This is a genomic window from Streptomyces sp. NPDC001880 (genome assembly GCF_053594575.1).
The window spans coordinates 1-19,144 of the sequence record NZ_JBSFET010000034.1; the positions used below are offsets into that span (position 1 = coordinate 1).

19 protein-coding genes are annotated in these 19,144 nt (G+C 68.4%); 5 read left to right on the plus strand and 14 right to left on the minus strand.

The features are described 5' to 3' along the window. The 10 genes from ACWCQ6_RS19790 to ACWCQ6_RS19835 all read right to left on the minus strand — a co-directional run. A partial coding sequence (locus ACWCQ6_RS19790) for an MlaD family protein (protein ID WP_451090835.1) occupies positions 1-371 on the minus strand: 371 nt, incomplete at its 3' end. Position 372: 1 nt separating this feature from the next. After that, complete coding sequence (locus ACWCQ6_RS19795; protein ID WP_451090837.1) at positions 373-1,392, minus strand: MCE family protein; 1,020 nt, start codon at positions 1,390-1,392, stop codon at positions 373-375. Then, positions 1,389-2,420 carry an MCE family protein gene (locus ACWCQ6_RS19800; RefSeq protein ID WP_451090839.1) on the minus strand — a complete coding sequence of 344 codons (1,032 nt, stop codon included), beginning with the start codon at positions 2,418-2,420 and terminating at the stop codon, positions 1,389-1,391. The genes ACWCQ6_RS19795 and ACWCQ6_RS19800 overlap by 4 nt, the downstream gene beginning before the upstream one ends. Further along, positions 2,417-3,739 carry an MCE family protein gene (locus tag ACWCQ6_RS19805; protein WP_451090841.1) on the minus strand — a complete coding sequence of 441 codons (1,323 nt, stop codon included), beginning with the start codon at positions 3,737-3,739 and terminating at the stop codon, positions 2,417-2,419. The genes ACWCQ6_RS19800 and ACWCQ6_RS19805 overlap by 4 nt, the downstream gene beginning before the upstream one ends. Beyond that, the gene (locus ACWCQ6_RS19810) at positions 3,739-4,542 is read right to left on the minus strand and encodes an MlaE family ABC transporter permease (protein WP_451090843.1); all 804 of its coding nucleotides are present in this window, start codon (positions 4,540-4,542) and stop codon (positions 3,739-3,741) included. The genes ACWCQ6_RS19805 and ACWCQ6_RS19810 overlap by 1 nt, the downstream gene beginning before the upstream one ends. A gap of 3 nt (positions 4,543-4,545) precedes the next feature. After that, positions 4,546-5,397: an MlaE family ABC transporter permease gene (locus ACWCQ6_RS19815; RefSeq protein WP_451090845.1), complete on the minus strand. Its 852-nt coding sequence runs from the start codon at positions 5,395-5,397 to the stop codon at positions 4,546-4,548. Continuing rightward, positions 5,394-6,389 carry an ABC transporter ATP-binding protein gene (locus tag ACWCQ6_RS19820; RefSeq protein WP_451090847.1) on the minus strand — a complete coding sequence of 332 codons (996 nt, stop codon included), beginning with the start codon at positions 6,387-6,389 and terminating at the stop codon, positions 5,394-5,396. Before ACWCQ6_RS19820 ends, ACWCQ6_RS19815 begins: the two co-directional genes overlap by 4 nt. A gap of 585 nt (positions 6,390-6,974) precedes the next feature. Then, a complete protein-coding gene (locus ACWCQ6_RS19825; RefSeq protein ID WP_451090849.1) occupies positions 6,975-7,934 on the minus strand; it encodes a hypothetical protein in 960 nt (319 codons plus the stop codon). A 52-nt stretch (positions 7,935-7,986) separates the two neighbouring features. Beyond that, positions 7,987-9,453, minus strand: coding sequence for a DUF6801 domain-containing protein (locus ACWCQ6_RS19830; RefSeq protein ID WP_451090851.1), 1,467 nt, complete (start codon positions 9,451-9,453; stop codon positions 7,987-7,989). Between the two features lie 137 nt (positions 9,454-9,590). Next, complete coding sequence (locus ACWCQ6_RS19835) at positions 9,591-10,217, minus strand: hypothetical protein (RefSeq protein ID WP_451090853.1); 627 nt, start codon at positions 10,215-10,217, stop codon at positions 9,591-9,593. A gap of 987 nt (positions 10,218-11,204) precedes the next feature. On the opposite strand from ACWCQ6_RS19835, the gene ACWCQ6_RS19840 reads away from it, so the two are divergent. The 3 genes from ACWCQ6_RS19840 to ACWCQ6_RS19850 all read left to right on the plus strand — a co-directional run bounded on the left by ACWCQ6_RS19840 (position 11,205) and on the right by ACWCQ6_RS19850 (position 15,222). After that, a complete protein-coding gene (locus ACWCQ6_RS19840) occupies positions 11,205-12,419 on the plus strand; it encodes a PucR family transcriptional regulator (RefSeq protein WP_451090855.1) in 1,215 nt (404 codons plus the stop codon). Positions 12,420-12,629: 210 nt separating this feature from the next. Further along, positions 12,630-12,893, plus strand: coding sequence for a hypothetical protein (locus tag ACWCQ6_RS19845; protein ID WP_451090857.1), 264 nt, complete (start codon positions 12,630-12,632; stop codon positions 12,891-12,893). A gap of 256 nt (positions 12,894-13,149) precedes the next feature. Further along, complete coding sequence (locus tag ACWCQ6_RS19850) at positions 13,150-15,222, plus strand: MDR family MFS transporter (protein ID WP_451090859.1); 2,073 nt, start codon at positions 13,150-13,152, stop codon at positions 15,220-15,222. A 26-nt stretch (positions 15,223-15,248) separates the two neighbouring features. On the opposite strand, the gene ACWCQ6_RS19855 is transcribed toward ACWCQ6_RS19850, so the two are convergent. The 4 genes from ACWCQ6_RS19855 to ACWCQ6_RS19870 all read right to left on the minus strand — a co-directional run bounded on the left by ACWCQ6_RS19855 (position 15,249) and on the right by ACWCQ6_RS19870 (position 18,003). Continuing rightward, positions 15,249-15,695 (minus strand): YchJ family protein, encoded by a 447-nt coding sequence (locus ACWCQ6_RS19855; RefSeq protein ID WP_451090861.1) that lies wholly within the window; start codon positions 15,693-15,695, stop codon positions 15,249-15,251. Positions 15,696-15,989: 294 nt separating this feature from the next. After that, entirely contained in the window at positions 15,990-16,799 is an 810-nt protein-coding gene (locus tag ACWCQ6_RS19860; RefSeq protein WP_451090863.1) for an SAM-dependent methyltransferase, read from the minus strand. 107 nt (positions 16,800-16,906) lie between these two features. Further along, a complete protein-coding gene (locus tag ACWCQ6_RS19865; RefSeq protein ID WP_451090865.1) occupies positions 16,907-17,143 on the minus strand; it encodes a DUF397 domain-containing protein in 237 nt (78 codons plus the stop codon). Then, entirely contained in the window at positions 17,143-18,003 is an 861-nt protein-coding gene (locus ACWCQ6_RS19870; RefSeq protein WP_451090867.1) for a helix-turn-helix domain-containing protein, read from the minus strand. The genes ACWCQ6_RS19865 and ACWCQ6_RS19870 overlap by 1 nt, the downstream gene beginning before the upstream one ends. 207 nt (positions 18,004-18,210) lie before the next feature. Between ACWCQ6_RS19870 and ACWCQ6_RS19875 the strand changes: the two genes are divergently transcribed. Beyond that, positions 18,211-18,669: an ATP-binding protein gene (locus tag ACWCQ6_RS19875; protein ID WP_451090869.1), complete on the plus strand. Its 459-nt coding sequence runs from the start codon at positions 18,211-18,213 to the stop codon at positions 18,667-18,669. Continuing rightward, the gene (locus tag ACWCQ6_RS19880) at positions 18,663-19,106 is read left to right on the plus strand and encodes a hypothetical protein (protein WP_451090871.1); all 444 of its coding nucleotides are present in this window, start codon (positions 18,663-18,665) and stop codon (positions 19,104-19,106) included. Before ACWCQ6_RS19875 ends, ACWCQ6_RS19880 begins: the two co-directional genes overlap by 7 nt. Positions 19,107-19,144 lie beyond the last annotated feature (38 nt).

The window sequence follows — 19,144 nt, forward strand, 5'->3', positions numbered from 1 at the left end:
TTCGCGGCCGGGAGCACGGCGTTGTCCGCGATCTGCGGTCCGCCGTCGTAGGCGGGGGCGAGCTGGATGTAGCGGTCGGCGACGAGGCTGGGGGCGACGACCACGGCGTGCGCCCCCTTGGGGACCTTGACGCCCTTGTCGACCCGCAGGGTGACCTCGACCTCCTTGCCCCGGGGTGTGACCGATTCGACCCGGCCGACCCTGACGCCGAGGATCCGCAGGTCCGATCCGGCGTAGACACCGGTCGCCTGGTCGAAGTAGGCGGTGATGGTCGTCGTTCCCTCGTCGTCCATGGCCAGCACCCCGGTGGTGGCCGCGACGGCCACCACGGCGAGTCCGGCGCCGATGCCGACGATGCGCTTCATTCTCATGTCAGCGGCCGCCTTGCTGCTTGGGGGGCTTGCACTCGGGCCCGGCGGGTGTACCCGCGGGCACGTACTCCTTGGGGACGACTCCGCAGACGTAGTTGTCGAACCAGCGGCCGCTGCCGAGGGTGTTGCCGACGAGCCGGCTGTACGAGCCGGCGAGCGAGAGCACCTTGTCGAGGCTCTTGCGGTTCTTCACCAGTACGGCGGTGACCCGGCCGAGCGAGTCCAGGGTGGGCTTGAGCTGCTTGTTGTTGTCCTGTACGAGGCCGGTGAGCTGGGTGCCCAGGTTCTTGGTGCCGGTGAGCAGCAGGTGGATGGAGTCGCGGCGCGCCTGGATCTCGCCCAGGAGCAGATTGCCGTCCTCCAGCAGGGTTTCGAAGCTGCTCTTCTTGTCGGCGAGGGTCTTGGTGAGCTGCTTGCTGCCCTTGAGGAGGGTGGCGAGCTGGGCGTCCCGTTCGGAGACGGTCCTCGAAAGGGCGGAGAGCCCGTCGGCCGCGCTCTTCACGTCCGGCGGGGAGTCCTTGAAGGTGGCGGAGATCGTCTCGAAGCTCTTGGCGAGCTGTGCGGTGTCGATCTCGCCGATGGTCTCGCCGAGTCCGTTGAACGCCTGGGTGACGTCGTACGGGGATGTGGTGCGGTTCGCCCTGATGCGTTCGTGCGGGTCCTGCGGGGCGTTGCCCAGCGGGTCGACGGCGAGGTACTTCTCGCCGAGCAGGGTCTTGATGGCGATGCCGACGGTGGAGGAGTTGCCGATCCAGACGTCCTTGACCTTGAAGCCGACCTTCACCTTGGGGCCGTCGAGCGAGACGCCGGTGACCTCGCCGACCTTCACTCCGGCGACCCGCACCTCGTCGCCCTCGCTCAGTCCGGCGGACTCCGTGAAGTCGGCGCTGTAGGTGGTGCCGCCGCCGATGAAGGGCAGCGAGTCGGCGCGGTAGGCGCCCAGGCCGATGAGGGCGAGGGCGAGCAGGCCCACGACGGCCACGGCGACGGGGTTGCGTTCCCGTACGGGTTTGATCCTCATGACTGGCACCTCGGCTTCCTGACCACGATGCCGGTGGGCGGGGCGCTGCCGTCCTCGGTCGTCACTCCGCTGACCTTGGCCTCGCAGAGATAGAGGTTGAGCCATGAGCCGTACGAGGTGAGACGGCTGATCGCCGCCATCTTGGCCGGGGTCTTCTGCAGGAAGTTCTCGATCTGCGGGGTGCCCTTGCCCAACTGGTCCGAGAGCCTGCCGAGTTGCTTGATATCGCTCTTCAGGGGTGCCCGGCCGTCGTCGAGGAGGTCCGCGGTGACGGTGGTGAGCGCGCCCATGGCGGTGACCGCCTGGCCGAGCGGTTTGCGGTCGCCGGCGAATCCGGTGACGAGTTTCTGCAGGGTGTCGACGAGGTCGTCGAAGCCGGCTTCGCGGTCGTTGACGGTCTTCAGGACCGTGTTGAGGTTCTTGATCACCTCGCCGATCACCTTGTCCTTGGCGGCGACCGTGCCGGTCAGCGAGCCGACGTGCGAAAGGATGCTGTCAACGGTGCCGCCCTCGCCCTGGAGCACCTGGACGATGGAGCCGGCCAGCTGGTTGACGTCGGGCGGGGAAAGCCCTTCGAAGAGCGGCTGGAAGCCGTTGAAGAGCTGGGTGAGGTCGAGCGCCGGGGTGGTGCGGGAGAGCGGGATGGTGGCTCCGGCGGCGAAGCTCCTGCCGACCGGACCGGCCCCCTGGTCGAGGTCGATGTACCGCTGGCCGACCATGTTGAGGTACTTGATCGAGGCGGTCACCGAGGCGGGAAGCCTTCGTCCCTTGCGGACGGCGAAGCCGACCTCGGCGAGCCTCTTGTCGGCGACCTCGATGGACTCGACCTGTCCGACCTTGACCCCGGCGATCCGGACGCTGTCACCGACGACCAGTCCGGTGGCGTCGGTGAACCTGGCCTTGTACGTGGTGGTGTCGCCGACGCCCGTGTTGGCGATGGACAGCGCCAGCACCGTGGTGGCCAGGACGGTCACCAGGATGAAGACGATCGATTTCGTGAGCGGAGCGGCGAGAGAGCGGCGCTTCACTTGAGCTTCACCTCCGCACCGCGGAAGGCCGGACCGATGAGCACGCTGCTCCAGTCGGGCAGGGTCTGCGGCTGGACTTTCAGTGAGGGAGCGACCAGTTCGTTGACGAGCCGGCTCTCCTGCGGGGAGTTGGGCATGCCGAGGGCGAAGTCCTTGGCCGTGGACGCGGTGCCGTCGGGGCCGTCGGGGCCGTCGGCGTGTGCGGTGCCGGGCGCGGTGACCGCCGTCGCCGTGCGTGCGTCGGCGGTCGGGACTGTCCTGCCCACGTACGGCACGGAGTAGCAGTGCGGTCCACCGGTCGAGTTGTAGACGGGGGTGTCCTTGCCGGGCACGTACTTGCCCTTCGACTTCACGGGCTTGACGGTGACGTGGAGTCCGGGCCGGTCGGTGCCCTTGCCGAGCGCCTTGTCCATGGCCGGGACGAAACCGGCCATGGTCCGCAGGGTGCAGGGGAATTCGTCCGAGTACGTCGCGAGCAGCTCCAGCGTCGGCCTGCTCGTGGCAGAGAGCCGGATCAGGTTGTCCTTGTTCTCCCGGAGGAACGAGGTGAGGTCGCGCGCGGAGGCGGTCGTGGACCCGTAGAGCCCGGCGAGCTGCGCCTGCTGCTCGGCGATGGTGCCGCTGGTGGTGGTGAAGTCGGTGAGTGCGTCCAGCACATCGGGAGCGGCGTCCCCGTACACCCTGCTCACTTTGACGAGTTCCTTGATATCAGCGTTGAGCGTGGGGAGTTGGGGGTTGAACTTCGCCAGGTGGGCGTCGAGCGTGACGAGGGTGTCGCCGAGTTTCTCGCCGCGCCCCTGGAGGGCCTGGGAGACCGCGCCCAGGGTGGCGGCGAGCTTCTCCGGTTTGACTGCGGTCAGCAGCGGCAGAACATTGTCGAGGACCTCCTCCAGCTCGATGGCGTTGCTGGAGCGGTCCTGCGGAATGACGGAACCGGCCCGCAGCGGCTGTGTGGACGGCATCTCGGGCGGTACGAGTGCGACGAACCGTTCCCCGAAGAGCGTGGTGGGCAGCATCTGGGCGGTCACGTCAGCCGGGATCCGGTCGAGCTCGTCGGGCTTGATGGCGAGGGTGAGCCGGGCCCCGTTCCCGTCGGCCGCGATGTCGCGGACCTGCCCGACGACGACGCCGCGCAGCTTCACGTCGGCGTTGTCGTGCATCTCGTTGCCGACGCTGGAGGCGCGTACGGTCACGGTCGCGTCGTCGGTGAAGTCCTTCCGGTACACCGAGACCGAGACCCATACGAGCACGGCGGGCACGAGGAGGAAGGCGACTCCGGCGAGTCTGCGGCGGACGGTCTGCTGCCAGTGGGAATTCATCAGCCGGCCACCTTCACCGTCGTGGTAGCGCCCCAGATGGCGAGCGAGAGGAAGAAGTCGGTGACGCTGATGAGCACGATGGCATTGCGCACCGACCGCCCGACCGCGACTCCCACACCGGCGGGCCCGCCGGTGGCGTGGAAGCCGTAGTAGCAGTGGGCGAGGATCACCATCACGCTGAAGATCAGCACCTTGAGCACCGACAGCAGCACGTCGTCCGGGGAGAGGAAGAGATTGAAGTAGTGGTCGTAGGTGCCCGCCGACTGCCCGTTGAACAGGACCGTGATGTAGCGGGACGCGAGGTACGAGGAGAGCAGCCCGATCGCGTACAGCGGGATGATCGCGACGATCCCGGCGATGATCCGTGTGGAGACGAGGTACGGCATGGACCGCACCCCCATCGCCTCCAGTGCGTCGACCTCCTCGTTGATCCGCATCGCGCCGAGCTGGGCGGTGAAGCCGGCACCGACGGTCGCGGAGAGCGCGAGTCCGGCGACGAGCGGGGCGATCTCGCGGGTGTTGAAGTAGGCGGAGATGAAGCCGGTGAAGGCGGAGGTGCCGATCTGGTTGAGGGCCGCGTACCCCTGGAGACCGACGACGGTGCCGGTGAACAGGGTCATCGCGACCATCACGCCGATGGTGCCACCGATGACACCGAGTCCACCGCTGCCGAAGGCCACTTCGGCCAGCAGCCGCTGGACCTCGCGCAGATAGCGGCGCAGAGTCCGGGGAACCCAGATCAACGCGCGTACGTAGAAGGTTAGTTGTTCACCCGACCGGTCGAGCCAGCTGAGCATCGACATCGGTCAGCTCCCCTTCGCGGGGACGATCTGGAGGTAGATCGCCGTGAGGACCGCGTTCACGAGGAACAGCAGCATGAAGGTGATGACGACGGACTGGTTCACCGCGTCGCCGACACCCTTGGGGCCGCCGCGCGGGTTGAGTCCCCGGTAGGCGGCGACGATGCCCGCGATGAAGCCGAAGATCAGCGCCTTGACCTCACTGATGTAGAGGTCGGGGAGCTGGGCGAGGGCGGAGAAGCTGGCCAGGTAGGCACCGGGGGTGCCGTGCTGGAGGATCACGTTGAAGAAGTAGCCGCCGAGCGTACCGACGACGGAGACCAGGCCGTTCAGCAGTACGGCGACCAGCATGGTGGCCAGGACTCGGGGAACGACGAGGCGCTGGATGGGCGAGACGCCCATGACCTCCATCGCGTCGAGCTCCTCACGGATCTTCCGCGAGCCGAGGTCGGCGCAGATGGCCGAGCCCGCGGCGCCGGAGATCAGCAGGGCCACGATGATCGGGCTGGCCTGCTGGATGACGGCGAGGACGCTGGCTCCGCCGGTGAAGGACTGGGCGCCGAGCTGCTGGGTCAGCGATCCGACCTGGAGGGCGATGACGGCGCCGAACGGGATCGAGACGAGTGCGGCGGGCAGGATGGTGACGCTGGCGACGAACCAGAACTGCTCGATGAACTCCCTTACCTGGAAGGGACGTCGGAAGACCTCCCGGCTCACGGTCGCGGCGAGGGAGAACAGCTTTCCGGTCTCGCGCAGCGGGGCGAGCAGCCGGTTCGGCGGCTTGCGCTCCGGTGTCTTCGGCGGCGCCGCGCCGGCCGGGGGCGGCTCGGGGGGCAGCACCGGCATGGGGGCCGTCACAGGCGTTCACCGCCCGCGGCCGGGGTGTAGCTCTTCATGATGGCCGTGCGGGCGGCCTCGGGCAGCTGCCCCATCATCGACAGGACCCGTTCCCGGCGGCGCAGCGCAGCCTGCCGTACGGGCATGCCGGGCGAGGGCTCCAGCTGCGGTACGACGGTGCGCGGTGCGTTGGCGGAGCTGATGCCGACTCCGTAGCCGTTCATCTCCTCGGCGGCGAGGGTGGCGGCGTCCTTCTCCTCGGCCATCCCGATGGGCCCTTCGCGGCGCCCCGCGAGGAACTGGGCGACGACCGGCATGTCGCTGGTGAGCAGCACCTCGCGCGGTCCGAAGGTGACGAGGTTGCGGCAGAAGAGCATGCCCATGTTGTCCGGGACGGTGGCCGCGATGTCGAGGTTGTGAGTGACGATCAGCATCGTCGCGTCGATCTGCGCGTTGAGATCGATGAGCAGCTGGGAGATGTAGGCGGTGCGGACCGGGTCGAGTCCGGAGTCCGGTTCGTCGCAGAGGATGATCTGCGGGTCCAGGACGAGGGCGCGGGCCAGCCCGGCCCGTTTGCGCATCCCACCGGAGATCTCGCCCGGCAGCTTGTCCTCGGCGCCGAGGAGACCGACGATATCGATCCGTTCCATGACGATGCGGCGGATTTCCGATTCCTTCTTGCGGGTGTGTTCACGCAAGGGGAAGGCGATGTTGTCGAAGAGCGACATCGACCCGAAGAGGGCGCCGTCCTGGAACATGAGCCCGAAGAGCTTGCGGGTCTCCATGATCTCGCGTTCCGGACTGTTCACCATGTCGACGCCGTTGATGAGGACGCGTCCGTGCTCGGGCTTCTGCAGACCGATGATGGATTTCAGGAAGACGGTCTTTCCGGTGCCGGACGGCCCGAGCATGACGCTCACTTCACCGGCGGGCAGTGTGAGTGTGACGTCCTGCCAGATGTTCTGCTTGCCGAAGGACTTCGTGAGGCCCTCGACGACTACTTCGATTCCCATCGGCCCTCCTTCGAAGTTGTGGTGAACGAAGTCATCTGTCAGCGCTCCGGCTCTGAGAAATCCAATGGCGGCTCGTCACACATGCACCAGGAGGCGCACGCTATGTCCGTCGAAACCGCCAGGACAAGCTGTTGAACAGCGGAAATCGACGAAACTGATGCTCGGCGCGGGTCACTTGTCACCGAGTGACAAAGCCCTGTGGCGGCTTTGTCGGAATCTGCGCAAGGTCTCCGGCGCGTGGACCGGGGCCCCGCAGTCGGCAAGAGCCGGATCCGTCGAGGCTCCAGAGGTACCGAACGAGCAGCCACGGATACGTTTCCCCGCTGCCCAACCGGGACGCTACTGCCCGGTAACCTGGATTCGCAATACTGGTTCGTCAACTTTTTGCACGGCACTCGGCGGCTCATTTTCTTTTTGTGAGCGAGTGAGCACTGCGTACTGCGCACTTGTCGATAAGTGAGCTGTCCGGTACACCGGTGCGAAAGCGCCCGCCCCGCCCGGAGGAATGCGCCGGGCGGGGCGGGCGGCATCACTGATTTCCGTACTCCGCGGATGGAACTACGGAAGGAACTACGGAAGGCACGCCTACCGCGCCACTCCCGCGTGCCAGCTCTCCGACAGCAGCCGGCCGGCGTTGGGCGCCGCCGCGCTGGGGGACGCCAGGCCTCCCGTGTACGTGGCGGCGTTGTTGAGCACCAGGTTGTTCTTTCCGGCCGCTGACGGGAGCGCCGTCTTCAGGTTGACCGCCCAGTTCAGCTCGCCGAGGGTCAGGGGCCCGCAGCCGCTCACCCCGGGGACGGCGAAACCCGCGTCGCCCTGAGCGTTCCCGGTCAGCTCGATGCGGTTGAGCAGTCCCCCTGTGTTCGCGGTGCCGTTGGCGTCGAAGCGCCTGCTGGCCACGGCCGGCTGGGTGAGGTTCTGCGGGCGCAGCACGATCGGTTCGGAGGCGGTCCCGATGTAGCACTTCGACCCCAGGAAGGGGTTCTCCAGATGGATGCGGACCGGAATGTCGACGATCGTCTTCCCGCTCTGCATCCCGGCGGCCACGTCGAAATTCCTGGGCGTGCCGGCCGACTGCACGGTGGCGACGACCCGGTTGAGGCTGTTGTCCGTCAACTGCTCGCAGATGCCCGTGACCACCGGGATCCCGCTCGGGCACATGAGGCCGAGCAGACCGCCGGGAATCTCTGTCGGGGCACCGACGATCGCCCCGCCCGCGGGCGGCACGATCCTGGACTCGCCCGTCGCCGTGTTCCGCACGACGCCGAACTGGAGGTCGTTGGCACCGGTCGTCGCCAAGGTGTTGCCGAGCTTGATGGAGCCGCTCTCGGAGTGCGAGGCCACGCAGATGGCAATGTCCGTCTGGCCGTCGGCGGCCAGCATGGCCGGGTCGTCGACCGGGCACCGGCTGAAGGGCGCCCAGTTGCCGTTCATCTCCTGGGCGGAGGCGGCGCTCGCCGGCGAGGTGCTCAGCGGAATGCCGACGGCCACTGCCATCAGCGCGCCGAGAAGAGCGGGTCTGACACTTTTCGGGGCAGCTCGCATGATTCGATCAGCCTTTCTGGGGATCCGGGAGTCAGCGCTTGCGGAACAGCTCTCAGCGTTCGGGGTCGGGCTTCGGCGGCTCGGGGCAGTTCGCCGGAACACCTTCGACGCACAGCGGGGACTGCATCATTTTCGTGTAGTTGCGTTTTCCGGAGACCGAGGCGGTGAAGAGGTTGTCGAGGTCCTCCGTGACGCCGCATCCGGTGAACGGCGGAACATCCGCGTAGCCGGTCAGGGGCCCCCCGGTCTTCACCGTGTAGCCCTCGGGGCCGCCCACGCCGGACGCCCCCTTGCCGACAAGTTCCAGGGTCATCGGGCTGGCGCTGCGGCAGTTGGGGCCGACGTCCAGCGGCTCCCCGTTGACCTCCACGTCGTACAGACGCGCACGCACGGGAGCGATGGCGGTCGTCGTCTCCTTGTACTTCTTGGTCTCGGGGTCGGGGGCCGAGTCGCCCAGCGTTCCGATGTCGATCCTGCCTTCGAGGACCAGTTCCACCTTCGCCGTCGTCGGCATGAAGCCGAAGGTGAGGAAGGTGGCCTCGGCCGGCGGCATCTGGGCCCTGCCCCGGTAGTCGAGCGTGCCGTCGGTGGTCAGCCAGCTCTTCACGCCCGTCGGGCATCTGAGGAAGGAGACGGACGTGTTCAGGTTGAGGCGAAGATGTCCGGGGTCGCTGAACTTGATCGCCCCGGCCAGTTTGTTGATGTTGGAGTATCCCGCCATGTAGCCGTGTGCCGGCTTGGGCACCTGCGGGATCGGACCGGCCATGACCGTGCAGTCGGCGGGTGGCTGCACGCTCCCTGCCGGCACGGCCGCCGCCCGTCCCGCCTTCGCACCGCCGGACCGGTCGGGGGTGGTGCCCCCGGACGGCTCCGGGGCGGTCCCGGAGAGCGGCGGGGTTCCGGTCTCCGGGGGAACGGTGACCGCGGCCAGCTCCGCGCTCTGGTCCGGATCGACCTCGCACGAGAAGGCCAGCGGGGGTGGCGCGTCCCCGGCGCCCTCCGCGGCGCGCAGGGCGAGGCCCACGTCCAGTTGCCCCAGGGCGAAGAGCACGTCGCCGCTCGATCTCGGCGTGATCGTCGGAACCTCGCCCGTCGCCCGGAGCGCGAGGCCGCCCGTGGCGGGGAGGGGGGACTCCGGGATCTCAAGCCCTTGCCAGGGCACGTCCGTCGACTCGCCCCGCTGGGAGACCTCGGTCAGCACCCGCGCGGATCCCGAGACGGCCGCCGGTTCGGTCCCCGGCGACGCGGAGAGCGCGGAACGCGGGAGCTCGAAGGATAGGGCCACGTCCCGGAGCCGGATCGCCGTCCCGATGCTCGTGGTCATCGGCAGCTCCGCCGTGATGTGCACCGCGACCGGCTGCGCGCCGGAGGGGAGGTCGCAGGTGTAGGCGACGTCCGCCTCGGCGGTCCGGGTATCGGTCGCGGCTCCCGTTCCCGGCATGAAGCCCGCCACGAGGGCCACCGCACCGACCGCGGCGATGCGTGCGGTGCGCCGCGGGTCCGTGGTCCTTGTTCTCATCTCGACATACCTGCCGTCGTCTCGGTGCTCGGCACTCGTGCATGGGTTGTGAAGGGACCGGCCGACGGCGGGCCGTGGAGAGGAGGGGAACCTCCTCTCCACGGCCCTTCCTTGCCACCGGCGCCGGTCCGCTTCGGTTACGGCGAGGTGATGGTGAGCGGCGCGGCGACCTTGTACGTCGCGTCGAACGTCGCCGAGTCACCCGCGTTGAGCAGTCCCGCGCAGTTGACGGCGCTGTCGACCTTCAGGCCGGCCCCGGTGTTGATGTCGAGTTCGCCCGTGGCGTTGCTGTAGGTCACGTTGCTCACGGACCCGGAGATCACGGCCTTGCAGGTGCCGAGGATGGTGTCACCGGTCAGCTCGACCTTGACCCCGGACAGGCTTCCCGAGGTGATGCCACCGCTGTAGCTGCTGGCGTCGATGTTGATGACAGCACCCGGTGCGAGTGCGGCCGTGAAGTTCGAGCCGAGCGGTCCCGGGCACGGGCTGGCCGTGGATCCCCAGGCGGCGGCGGTGATCTTCGCGATGGCTGCGCCGGAGGGGTACGTGCCGCTCGGAGCGGTGCCACTGGCGGTGCCCACCGAGCAGTCCACCTGCTGGCTGGTGTTGGTGTCGACCAGGGTCGCCACCGTACCGGCCTTGAGCGAGGCCGTGAAGGTGCCGTTCGCGTTGGGGTTGACCACGTGCCACTGCGCGAGGGCGGTGGCCGAGGCCGACGTGGCTGCGAAGCCGAACGCGGCTGCGGCGACGGTCGTGGCGAACAATGCTCGTCTGAGGGTGTTTCTCACAGAACATACCTCCGGGAAGTGGAGTTGGACGTACCCGATTACCTCGCGCCACGCTCTGGGAATGGGCCCGGCACGAGGGCGGCTCACATCGTGGAACGCAGAAGTCGATGGACTCGACTGCGTGATCGAACTCCGTGCGGATCGAACGTTACGAGCCAGTAGCCCAACGCGGCAATACCCGGCGCAGAAAATCCCTGACCCTCCCGGCAAAAGCATTCCGCCTTAGCGACAACTCAGCAGATCGCCGCGATTTTCTATACGAAAGTGAGTAGTTACGGCCGCGCCATGCGCCCCGGACCCGGCAGGACACTCATCCCGGGCGCAGTCTCCGGCGACGGGGCGGCCCGTCGGCCAGTGGTGTACCGACCGGTAAGATCGTCCGGCCCGCGGCCGAATGACACCCTGGCACGCCGGGGTGCATCGCGCGACCGAACCGCACAGGGTGCCGCGGGATCCGTTCCCGAACCGCCGAAAACACCGCCACAGGGAACCGGAAACGAATTATCAATTCCGGCCGACCGGCCCCGATATCGGTCCATCAAAATCCCGACGGAATTCCATTGACCGAAGAATACACTCCCTTCGAATACCCCGGTGTCCGGAGTCGCAAAATAGTCGCGGCCCGGCGCTGTCGCAGCGCTCCGGAAGATTGCGCACCACCCGCACGAATCCACATCAATCGCCCGGACGGAAATCCGTTACCCACGGTTACTTTCTTGTCGCCGAAAGAGCAGGCGTCCGAAAAACATTGTCCTGAAGTGAGCACTGGCGTCCCACCTGCACCGAAGCACCACAACGGGGCCGAGATATGTGCCCCTTGCACTTCGATCTTGTCCAAGTAGTGGGCACAACCGCTGACTTGGTCTATCTTCATCGCGAACTTGGTACGCACCTGTCGGTTCGTGGGAGCGCTTTCCCCACCGCCTGACCCCCCACCGGGCGCCGGAGAGCAAGGGGACAGTCATGCCAGAACTCATACAGCCGTCGGACACGGGGGATCCGCTGGGGCCGCTCCCCCAGGAATTCGCCGCCATCATGCGGCCCGAACTGCCCAGCCTGATCAAGGAGATCGGCGTGGAGGTCACCCGGGCCTATCCGGAGTACGCCCGGTTACTCAGCGGCCCCAACGGGCAGGCCATCCGCGTCGGTGTCGAGCAGAGCCTCTCCTCGTTCGTGGACCTGGTCGCCGAACCGTCCGCCTCGACCTCGCTCCGCGACGACATGTGCCGCCGGTTCGGGCGCTTCGAGGCGTACGAAGGGCGCACGATGGAGACGCTCCAGGGCGCCTACCGGCTCGGGGCCCGGGTCGCACTGCGACGGGCGAAGAAGGTCGGCCGGAGCTACAACTTCTCACCGACCCTCATGCTCAGCTTCGCCGACGCCCTCTTCGCCTACATCGACGAGCTCGAATCCCTGTCCCGGGAAGGCTTCCTGGAGGTGCAGTCGCAGACCGGCGAACAGACCGAGGCCATGCGCCGCCGTCTGCTGCACCTGATCCTCGCCGGGCGCCCCGCACCCCGTACCGCCATCGCCGAGCTCTGCGAACAGACCGGATGGACCCTCCCCGAGGAGGTCACCCTGGTCGCCGTCCGCTCCCCCGCCACCCTGGACCGGGCCGTGGCGGACCGCGACGTCCTCGCCGATCTCAGCGACCCCCAACCCCACTTACTCATCCCCGGAGCGTTGGACGACGCCCGGAGACACATGCTGGACGAGGCACTCCTCGGCACCCACGCCGCGATCGGCCTGACCGTGCCCACCGCCCTGGCCTCGGACTCGATCCGCTGGGCCCGGCGCGTGCTCGAACTCGTCGACACGAACATCATCGACGACGCGCCCGTCATCCTCTGCGAGGACCACCTCATCACCCTGTGGCTGCTCTCCGACCCGGCGCTGGTCGACCAGCTGGCCCGGCGCGAACTGGCCCCGATCTCCGGAATCAGCGCCACCCGCCGGGAGCGGCTGGTCGAGACCCTGCGGATCTGGCTGGACACCCGTGGCACCGCCGCGCACATGGGCGAGCTGCTGGATGTCCACCCGCAGACGGTTCGCTACCGGATGCGCAATCTGGAGTCCATCTTCGGCGAGCAACTGACCGAACCCGAGAGCCGGTTCTCCACCGAGGCCGTGCTGCGGGCGCTCCAGTTGCGGGCCCGCGGCGAGGAAACTCCGCTCTGAGTCCGCTTTCAGCCGGATCATGGTCCTCACCACGAGTCAACTTACCTACGGGTAAGGCGAAATAGACGGTCACTCCCAAACGGTTGCCACACGGAGACGCTCTCAACGAGAAACCCTGAACTGCGTCCCGTACATATGGAGATGTCGGCCGCCGCACCCGGCGGCCGAGCCGACAACCGTCTCCTGGCCGACCATTGCGAGAGGGCCCCCATGACCGCCTCACACCTCCTCGTCCCCGTGCCGATCCCGGACCGGGTCGCCGCGCTGATCGGATCCTGCATCCCGCAGCACATCCTGCAGGCGGAATTCGAGGCCGTGTGTGCCGCCCGCGAGGTGCGCAGTTTCCGCGGTCCGCGACTCTGCGACGAGGACCGGGCCGACCGCGAGCAGGCGCTCTCCGAACTGGCCCGCGCCAACAAGATCCTCGCCGCCCACCACCCCCGGCTGGCGGTGCGCCCCGACAATTCCTGGTGAAGCACACTCTCGCGCCTGATCCGGTACGCCCCGTAGGGATCGGCCGCGAAGGCGGGCGGGAGAATCGGGCAGGGTGAGCTGCTGCTCGTCGAGTTGGAGGACCTCGATCCGTATCTCTCGCTGGACCGGGTGACAGAGCCCGTACGAGAGGCGTTCGTGACCCGGATGAAGGCTTCCGTGCGGGATCTGCTGGCCTGACGACACGTCCGGCCGTCCCCCACATGCGCGAGGCGCGGGCCGGTGTGATGGTGCAAGCGTGACCACTGCCAGCGAGACCGCCCCCGCCGCGCAGAGTGCCGCCGCGCCGCCCGTACTGGATGCACGCCGCCGGAACATCGTCTTCGCGACGATCGTGCTGGGAATTCTGCTGGCCGCCCTCGACCAGACGATCGTCGGCACCGCGCTGCCGACGATCGTCTCGGACCTCGGGGGCGCCGCCCACATGTCCTGGGTGGTCACCGCATATCTGCTCGCAGAGACGGTGGCGACGGTATTGGTGGGCAAGTTCGGCGACCTGTTCGGCCGGAAGATCATCTTCCAGCTGTCGGCGATCATCTTCATCACCGGCTCGTTCCTCTGCGGTCTCGCGACCAACATGACGCTGCTGATCGTCTGGCGCGGGCTGCAGGGCATCGGGGCCGGCGGTCTGATGGTCACTTCGATGGCGCTGATCGCCGATGTGATCCCGTTGCGCGAGCGCGGCAAGTACCAGGGCGCGATCGGCGCGGTCTTCGGGGTGTCGACGGTGATCGGGCCACTGCTCGGCGGGCTCTTCACCGACCATCTGAGCTGGCGCTGGGCGTTCTACGTCAATGTGCCGATCGCCATCGTGGTGGTCGTCGCCGCGGCCCGGACGATCCCGTCGGTCAAGGCCGCGGGCCGGCCGGTCATCGACTATCTGGGCATCTCGACGGTCACGGTCGGCGCGAGCGCGCTGATCCTGGCGACGAGCTGGGGCGGCAACGAGTACGCGTGGGGTTCGCCCGTCATTCTCGGTCTCTTCGCGGGCGGCCTCGTCGCACTGGCGCTCTTCTGCCTCGTGGAGTTGCGGGCCGCGGAGCCGATGCTGCCCATGCGGCTCTTCCGGAATCCGGTGTTCACCATCTGCTCGGTCCTGAGCTTCATCGTGGGCTTCGCGATGCTCGGCGCCATGATCTTCCTGCCGACGTATCTGCAGTACGTGGACGGGGACTCGGCGACACTGTCGGGCGTACGGACGCTGCCGATGGTCCTCGGGCTGCTCGTCGCCTCGATCTTCAGCGGCAACGTGGTCTCCAAGACGGGCCGGTACCGGCTGTTCCCCATCATCGGCTCACTGGTCATGGCGGTGGGGCTGTATCTGCTCTCCCGGATGGGCCCGGACACCGGGGCGTGGCTGGAGTCGCTGTACATGCTGGTCCTCGGAACCGGCATCGGTCTGGCCATGCAGGTACTGACGATCGCCGTGCAGAACACGGTCGACTACGCGGACCTGGGCACGGCGACGTCCGGCGTGACGTTCTTCCGTACGCTCGGCAGCTCCTTCGGCACGGCGGTCTTCGGCACGATCTACGCCAATGCGCTGAAGCCCAATCTGACCGACGGGATCGCCGCGGCGGCTCGGGCCGGCGGCGCCCCCGCGACGCTGGCGGAGGCCGCGCAGAGCCCGTCGGGGCTGCACGCACTTCCCCCCGCGCAGTCGGCGCCACTGGCCCAGGCGTACGCCGACACGCTGCACACCGTGTTCCTGTGGACGGTGCCGGTCGCGGTCCTGGGGTTCTTCGTGGCGCTCTTCCTGAAAGAGGTGAAGCTGCGGGACACGGCCCGGGCCGGCTCCACGGACATGGGCGAGGGCTTCGCGCAGCCCACCACCGGCGACCCGGAAAGGCTCCTCGAATTCGCGGTGGCCAAGATCCTGCGCCATGCGGACCCGGACACGGCCCGGCGGATCGTCGCGGGCTCGGACACCCGGCTGGACATGGCGGGCGCCTGGGCCGTGATGCAGGTCGAGCTGTTCACGCGGATGGTCGGCCACGCGGGTCTGCGGCTGATCGCTGCCCGGCACCGGCTGCCGCCCGAGGTGCTGGTTCCGGTCTTCGACCGGATGATCGAGGAGGGATATCTCACCGGCGACGGTCATCTGTTCACGCACACCGCCGCCGGGAGCCGGGAGGCCGCGGCGATCACCGGCGCGTGGGCGCGGTGGCTGGGCGAGCGCCTGGACGAGCACGGGGAACGCCCGGACGACCGGCAGCTGCGGGCGGCGGTGGACATGATCGCCAAACGGCTGCTGGCGGAGGACCTGGCGGCGCAGCTGTCACCGGAGAAGGCCCTGGAGGCGGCGGGCTGAGCGGGCCCGGCCGCCGTACCCGCGTGTCAGTCGACGAAGACCGCGGTCGCGTACACCCAGGCGCCCTCGTGGCGGACGAAGCGGCTCTTCTCGTGGAGCGAGCCGGGCCGCCCGTTGTCCGTGTAGTGCGCACGGAAGGTGACCGTGCCCGTGGTGTGGAACGGGCTGCCCTCGGTCGTCTCCAGCACCTCCAGGCGCACCCAGCGCATCGCGGGGTCGAAGTCGACGGCCGGCGGCCGGGTGTCGGGGTGCCAGGTACGCAGCAGGTACGCCTCGTCCCGGACGACGAAGGCGGCGTACCGGGAGCGCATCAGCGCGTCGCAGCTCGGCGCGGCGACGGTTCCGGCGTGCAGGCGGCCGCAGCACTGTGCGTACGTGGCGGGCAGGCCGCAGGGGCACGGTGAATCCGCGGTGACGGCCTGGGTTTGTGCTCCGGCGGTGGGCCGCCCCGGTCGTGTGGTGCGTCGTGACATGCGTCCATTGTGGCCCGCGGTGCGGCTGGCTCGGGGAGCCGGGGTGTTGCTGACCGGTCGGCCGCCGACGACGGGGCACGGCCCTGTCGCCGGACTGCCGTCGTCGCCCGGAGGGCGGCCGCGCGGCGTCCAATGCGTGCGATCGCAAGGCGCCGGATTGGTCTCGGACGGGGTCTCCCCTGCTCGATCGCAGTTGAGAGCTCGGGGAAAAAGCTGCTGGGCCGATCCGGCAACGCCGCGAGTATGCGTGCCGGACGCCGCGCGGCAGACGGCAGTTCGACGACAGGGCCGCGGTCAGGCCTTGCGGGCCACGCCCGCGTAGCCCGGGATCGGGTCGTCGCCGGGGACCTCGATGACCTCGCCGAGCTCCGGGTGCCAGTCCGCGGCCAGCGAGACCCCGGGCTCGATCAGTTCCAGGCCGTCGAAGAAGGTGGTGATCTCGGCGTGGGAGCGCAGCCGCAGCGTCATCCCCCGGGCCCGGTACATGGCGGACGCCTGTGCCGCGCCCTCGGGGTCGAAGTCCCCGGTGGTGTGCGAGAGCACCAGATAGCTGCCGGAGGGGAGCCGTTCGACGAGGCGGTCGACGAGCTCGGCCGCGCCGTCCTCGTCGTCCAGGAAGTGCAGCAGGGCGAGCAGTGACAGGGCGATCGGCTTGTCGAAGTCGAGAACCTGGCCGGCCGCTTCGAGGATGGCTTCGGGCTTGCGGGCGTCGGCCTGGATGTACTCGGTGGCGCCCTGCGGGGTGGAGCGCAGCAGGGCCGCCGCGTGTGCGAGGACGATGGGGTCGTTGTCGCAGTAGACGATGCGCGCGTCCGGGGCGGTCCGCTGGGCGATCTGGTGGAGATTCGGCTCGGTCGGTATGCCGGTGCCGATGTCGAGGAACTGGCGGATGCCGTTCTCGGCCAGCCATCGGGTGGCCCGGTGCATGAAGGCCCTGTTGACCCGGGCCATGTCCCGCCCCCGCGCGTCGAGGGCGAGCAACTGGCGGGCCATCTCTTCGTCGACCGGGTAGTTGTCCTTGCCACCGAGGAACCAGTCGTACATCCGGGCGGGATGAGGCTTGGTGGTGTCGATCTCGATGCCTTGGGGTTCGTGCCCGGTCATAGCGCGCTCCATGGGTCCATAAGTCGGCGAACAACAAGAGTGTGAGGCCGGGTCGGCTCCGGCGCTGCGGATTCGGGCAGGAAAACCGGTCCGGGCGGGCAGCGGACTCAGGTGAGCAGGAAGTCCGCCTGTCCCGACTTGGCCCCCTGGATGAACGCCGCGATCTCACGGGGGGTGTAGATCAGGGCCGGGCCGTCGGGATCGGCGGACTGGCGTACGGCGACTCTGCCGTCGGACAGCTTCATCGCTTCGACGCAATTGCCTCCGTTCCCACCGCTCCACGGCTTGTGCCAGCCCTCGGAGCCGAGTTCGGCGGCCGGCATGCCGTTGTATATGGGTTCCATCACAGCTCCTTGCGGAAGTCCCGGAGGATTTCCTTCGTGCGTTGTGCAGTTGCGGCCTGAGCCGCCATGCGGTCCATGACTTCGAGGTAGGAGGCCACCTCGGGGCGCGCGTCGAAGTAGACGGCTCCGGTCAGGTACTCGCTGTAGACCATGTCGGGAAGTTCGGGGACACCGAAGCGGAAGAGGACGAAGGGGCCGTAGGTGCCCGGGTGGTGTCCCGTCGAGAATTCCGCGATCTGCAGTGTCACATGCGGCATCTCGGTCGCTTCGAGCAGCCGGTCGATCTGCTCCCGCATGGCTTCGACGCTGCCGACGGGGCGGCGCAGCACCGTCTCGTCCATCACCACCCAGAGCCTCGGGGCGTCCGGTCTGGTGAGCAGGGACTGGCGCTGCATCCGCAGCGCCACATGGCGCTCTATGTCCTCGGGTCTGGTCTGGCCCACGGCTCCGGTGCGCAGCACCGAACGCGCGTAGTCCTCGGTCTGCAGCAGTCCGGGGACGAAGTGCGGCTCGTACATGCGCAGCAGGCTCGCGGCGCCTTCCAGGCTGACGTACATGCTGAACCAGTCGGGCAGCACATCGTGGAACCGCTGCCACCAGCCGGGTTTGTTCGCCTCCTCGGCGAGCTCCACGAAGGCCTCGGCCTCGTCGTCGGAGACCCCGTACGCCTTCAGCAGCATCTGCACATAGGGGATCTTGAGAGCGACCTCGGCGGTCTCCATCCTGCGTATCGTCGCAGGTGCGACCCTCAACACCTTGGCAGCCTGGTCACGGCTCAGGCCGACGCGCTCCCGCAGATCCTGCAGGCGCTTGCCGAGAACGACCTGACCCACGGTCGGGGCGGACCGCGGTTCGCTCACTTCAGACCTCCCCATGCGCTGTTTGCGAGCAGTGTGCCATGCGCGGGCCGACCAGAACACAGTCACTCTGAAAATTTCAGAGTGCCCCTTGCCAAGTGTTCACGACAGGGGGAGAGTTGGTGAGTGAACCAGTTCACGAAGTCTCGCCCGCCCTCATTCGCGTGGGAACGCGGAGCGTGACGCAGCCCCCACTGTGAGGAATCGGTTGTGGCACCTGGCAGTGCGCTCATCCCCCGGCTCATGGATCTCAGTCCCGGGACGGAGGCGCTCCGGTACTGCTTCGCCCTGCCCGCGCACCCCGAGTCGGTGGCCGGTGCGCGCAGGCTGACCCGGGCCCGGCTCGACAAGTGGCGTCTGGACGCGGACGCCCACGATTCGGCGCTCCTGATCGTTTCGGAGCTGGTCACCAACGCGGTGGTGCACACCATGAGCTCCCGCGTCGTGTGCGAGCTGCGCCGCCTCGACAGACGGCTGCGCATAGCCGTGCAGGACCAAGGACACCAGCCCGGCGGGCCGCGGCTGCGCCGGACCTCCGACGACGAGCACGGACGCGGCCTGCTGCTCGTCGACGCGATGTGCAGCTCCTGGGGTTCCCGCGACGCGGGCAACGGCTCCGGACGCATCGTCTGGGCGGAACTGCCGCACGGCTCGGAGCGGTCATGCTGAAGAACGCGATGTCCCATCTGCTCGGCGCGCGATACACCCGTGAGCCCCGGCCGCCCGTCGGCGCGGCGGGCACGGTGCGGTTGCCCCTGCCGCCCGCGCTGTCGGCGAGTCTGGGCTGCGACGCGGTGGGGGTGCCGGCCCGGTACGGCTTCCGGCTGATGTCGCACCTGCCGCGCACCGGCTGCGTCTTCGCGGACGCCGAGCGCTGGTGGTGGATCGTTCCCGCCGGCTCCGACCTCGATCTGGACTGGCCCCCGCAGGTCGCCTACGCGAAGGGGGCGTACGTCCCCGCAGTCCGGCCCCGGCTGATCCACCAGCCGGACAACCGCACGCCGTACACCCCGCCCATCCCGCTCTTCCTGATGGTGTGCCAGGTGACCGGTGTGGCGCCCTCGTGGGCGCCGTCCGGCGGCGAGCGTGCCGTCTCTGCCCCCTGATCTGCTGACTCACCCCTCGGACACCCCGGTCACGCTGC

Coding starts and splice junctions, on each gene's coding strand:
- ACWCQ6_RS19820 (WP_451090847.1), bottom strand. CDS start 6,389: ATGGGAATCGAAGTAGTCGTCGAGGGCCTCACGAAGTCCTTCGGCAAG.
- ACWCQ6_RS19865 (WP_451090865.1), bottom strand. CDS start 17,143: ATGGAACCCATATACAACGGCATGCCGGCCGCCGAACTCGGCTCCGAG.
- ACWCQ6_RS19810 (WP_451090843.1), bottom strand. CDS start 4,542: ATGTCGATGCTCAGCTGGCTCGACCGGTCGGGTGAACAACTAACCTTC.
- ACWCQ6_RS19830 (WP_451090851.1), bottom strand. CDS start 9,453: ATGAGAACAAGGACCACGGACCCGCGGCGCACCGCACGCATCGCCGCG.
- ACWCQ6_RS19855 (WP_451090861.1), bottom strand. CDS start 15,695: ATGTCACGACGCACCACACGACCGGGGCGGCCCACCGCCGGAGCACAA.
- ACWCQ6_RS19795 (WP_451090837.1), bottom strand. CDS start 1,392: ATGAGGATCAAACCCGTACGGGAACGCAACCCCGTCGCCGTGGCCGTC.
- ACWCQ6_RS19845 (WP_451090857.1), top strand. CDS start 12,630: ATGACCGCCTCACACCTCCTCGTCCCCGTGCCGATCCCGGACCGGGTC.
- ACWCQ6_RS19805 (WP_451090841.1), bottom strand. CDS start 3,739: ATGAATTCCCACTGGCAGCAGACCGTCCGCCGCAGACTCGCCGGAGTC.
- ACWCQ6_RS19860 (WP_451090863.1), bottom strand. CDS start 16,799: ATGACCGGGCACGAACCCCAAGGCATCGAGATCGACACCACCAAGCCT.
- ACWCQ6_RS19840 (WP_451090855.1), top strand. CDS start 11,205: ATGCCAGAACTCATACAGCCGTCGGACACGGGGGATCCGCTGGGGCCG.
- ACWCQ6_RS19825 (WP_451090849.1), bottom strand. CDS start 7,934: ATGCGAGCTGCCCCGAAAAGTGTCAGACCCGCTCTTCTCGGCGCGCTG.
- ACWCQ6_RS19880 (WP_451090871.1), top strand. CDS start 18,663: ATGCTGAAGAACGCGATGTCCCATCTGCTCGGCGCGCGATACACCCGT.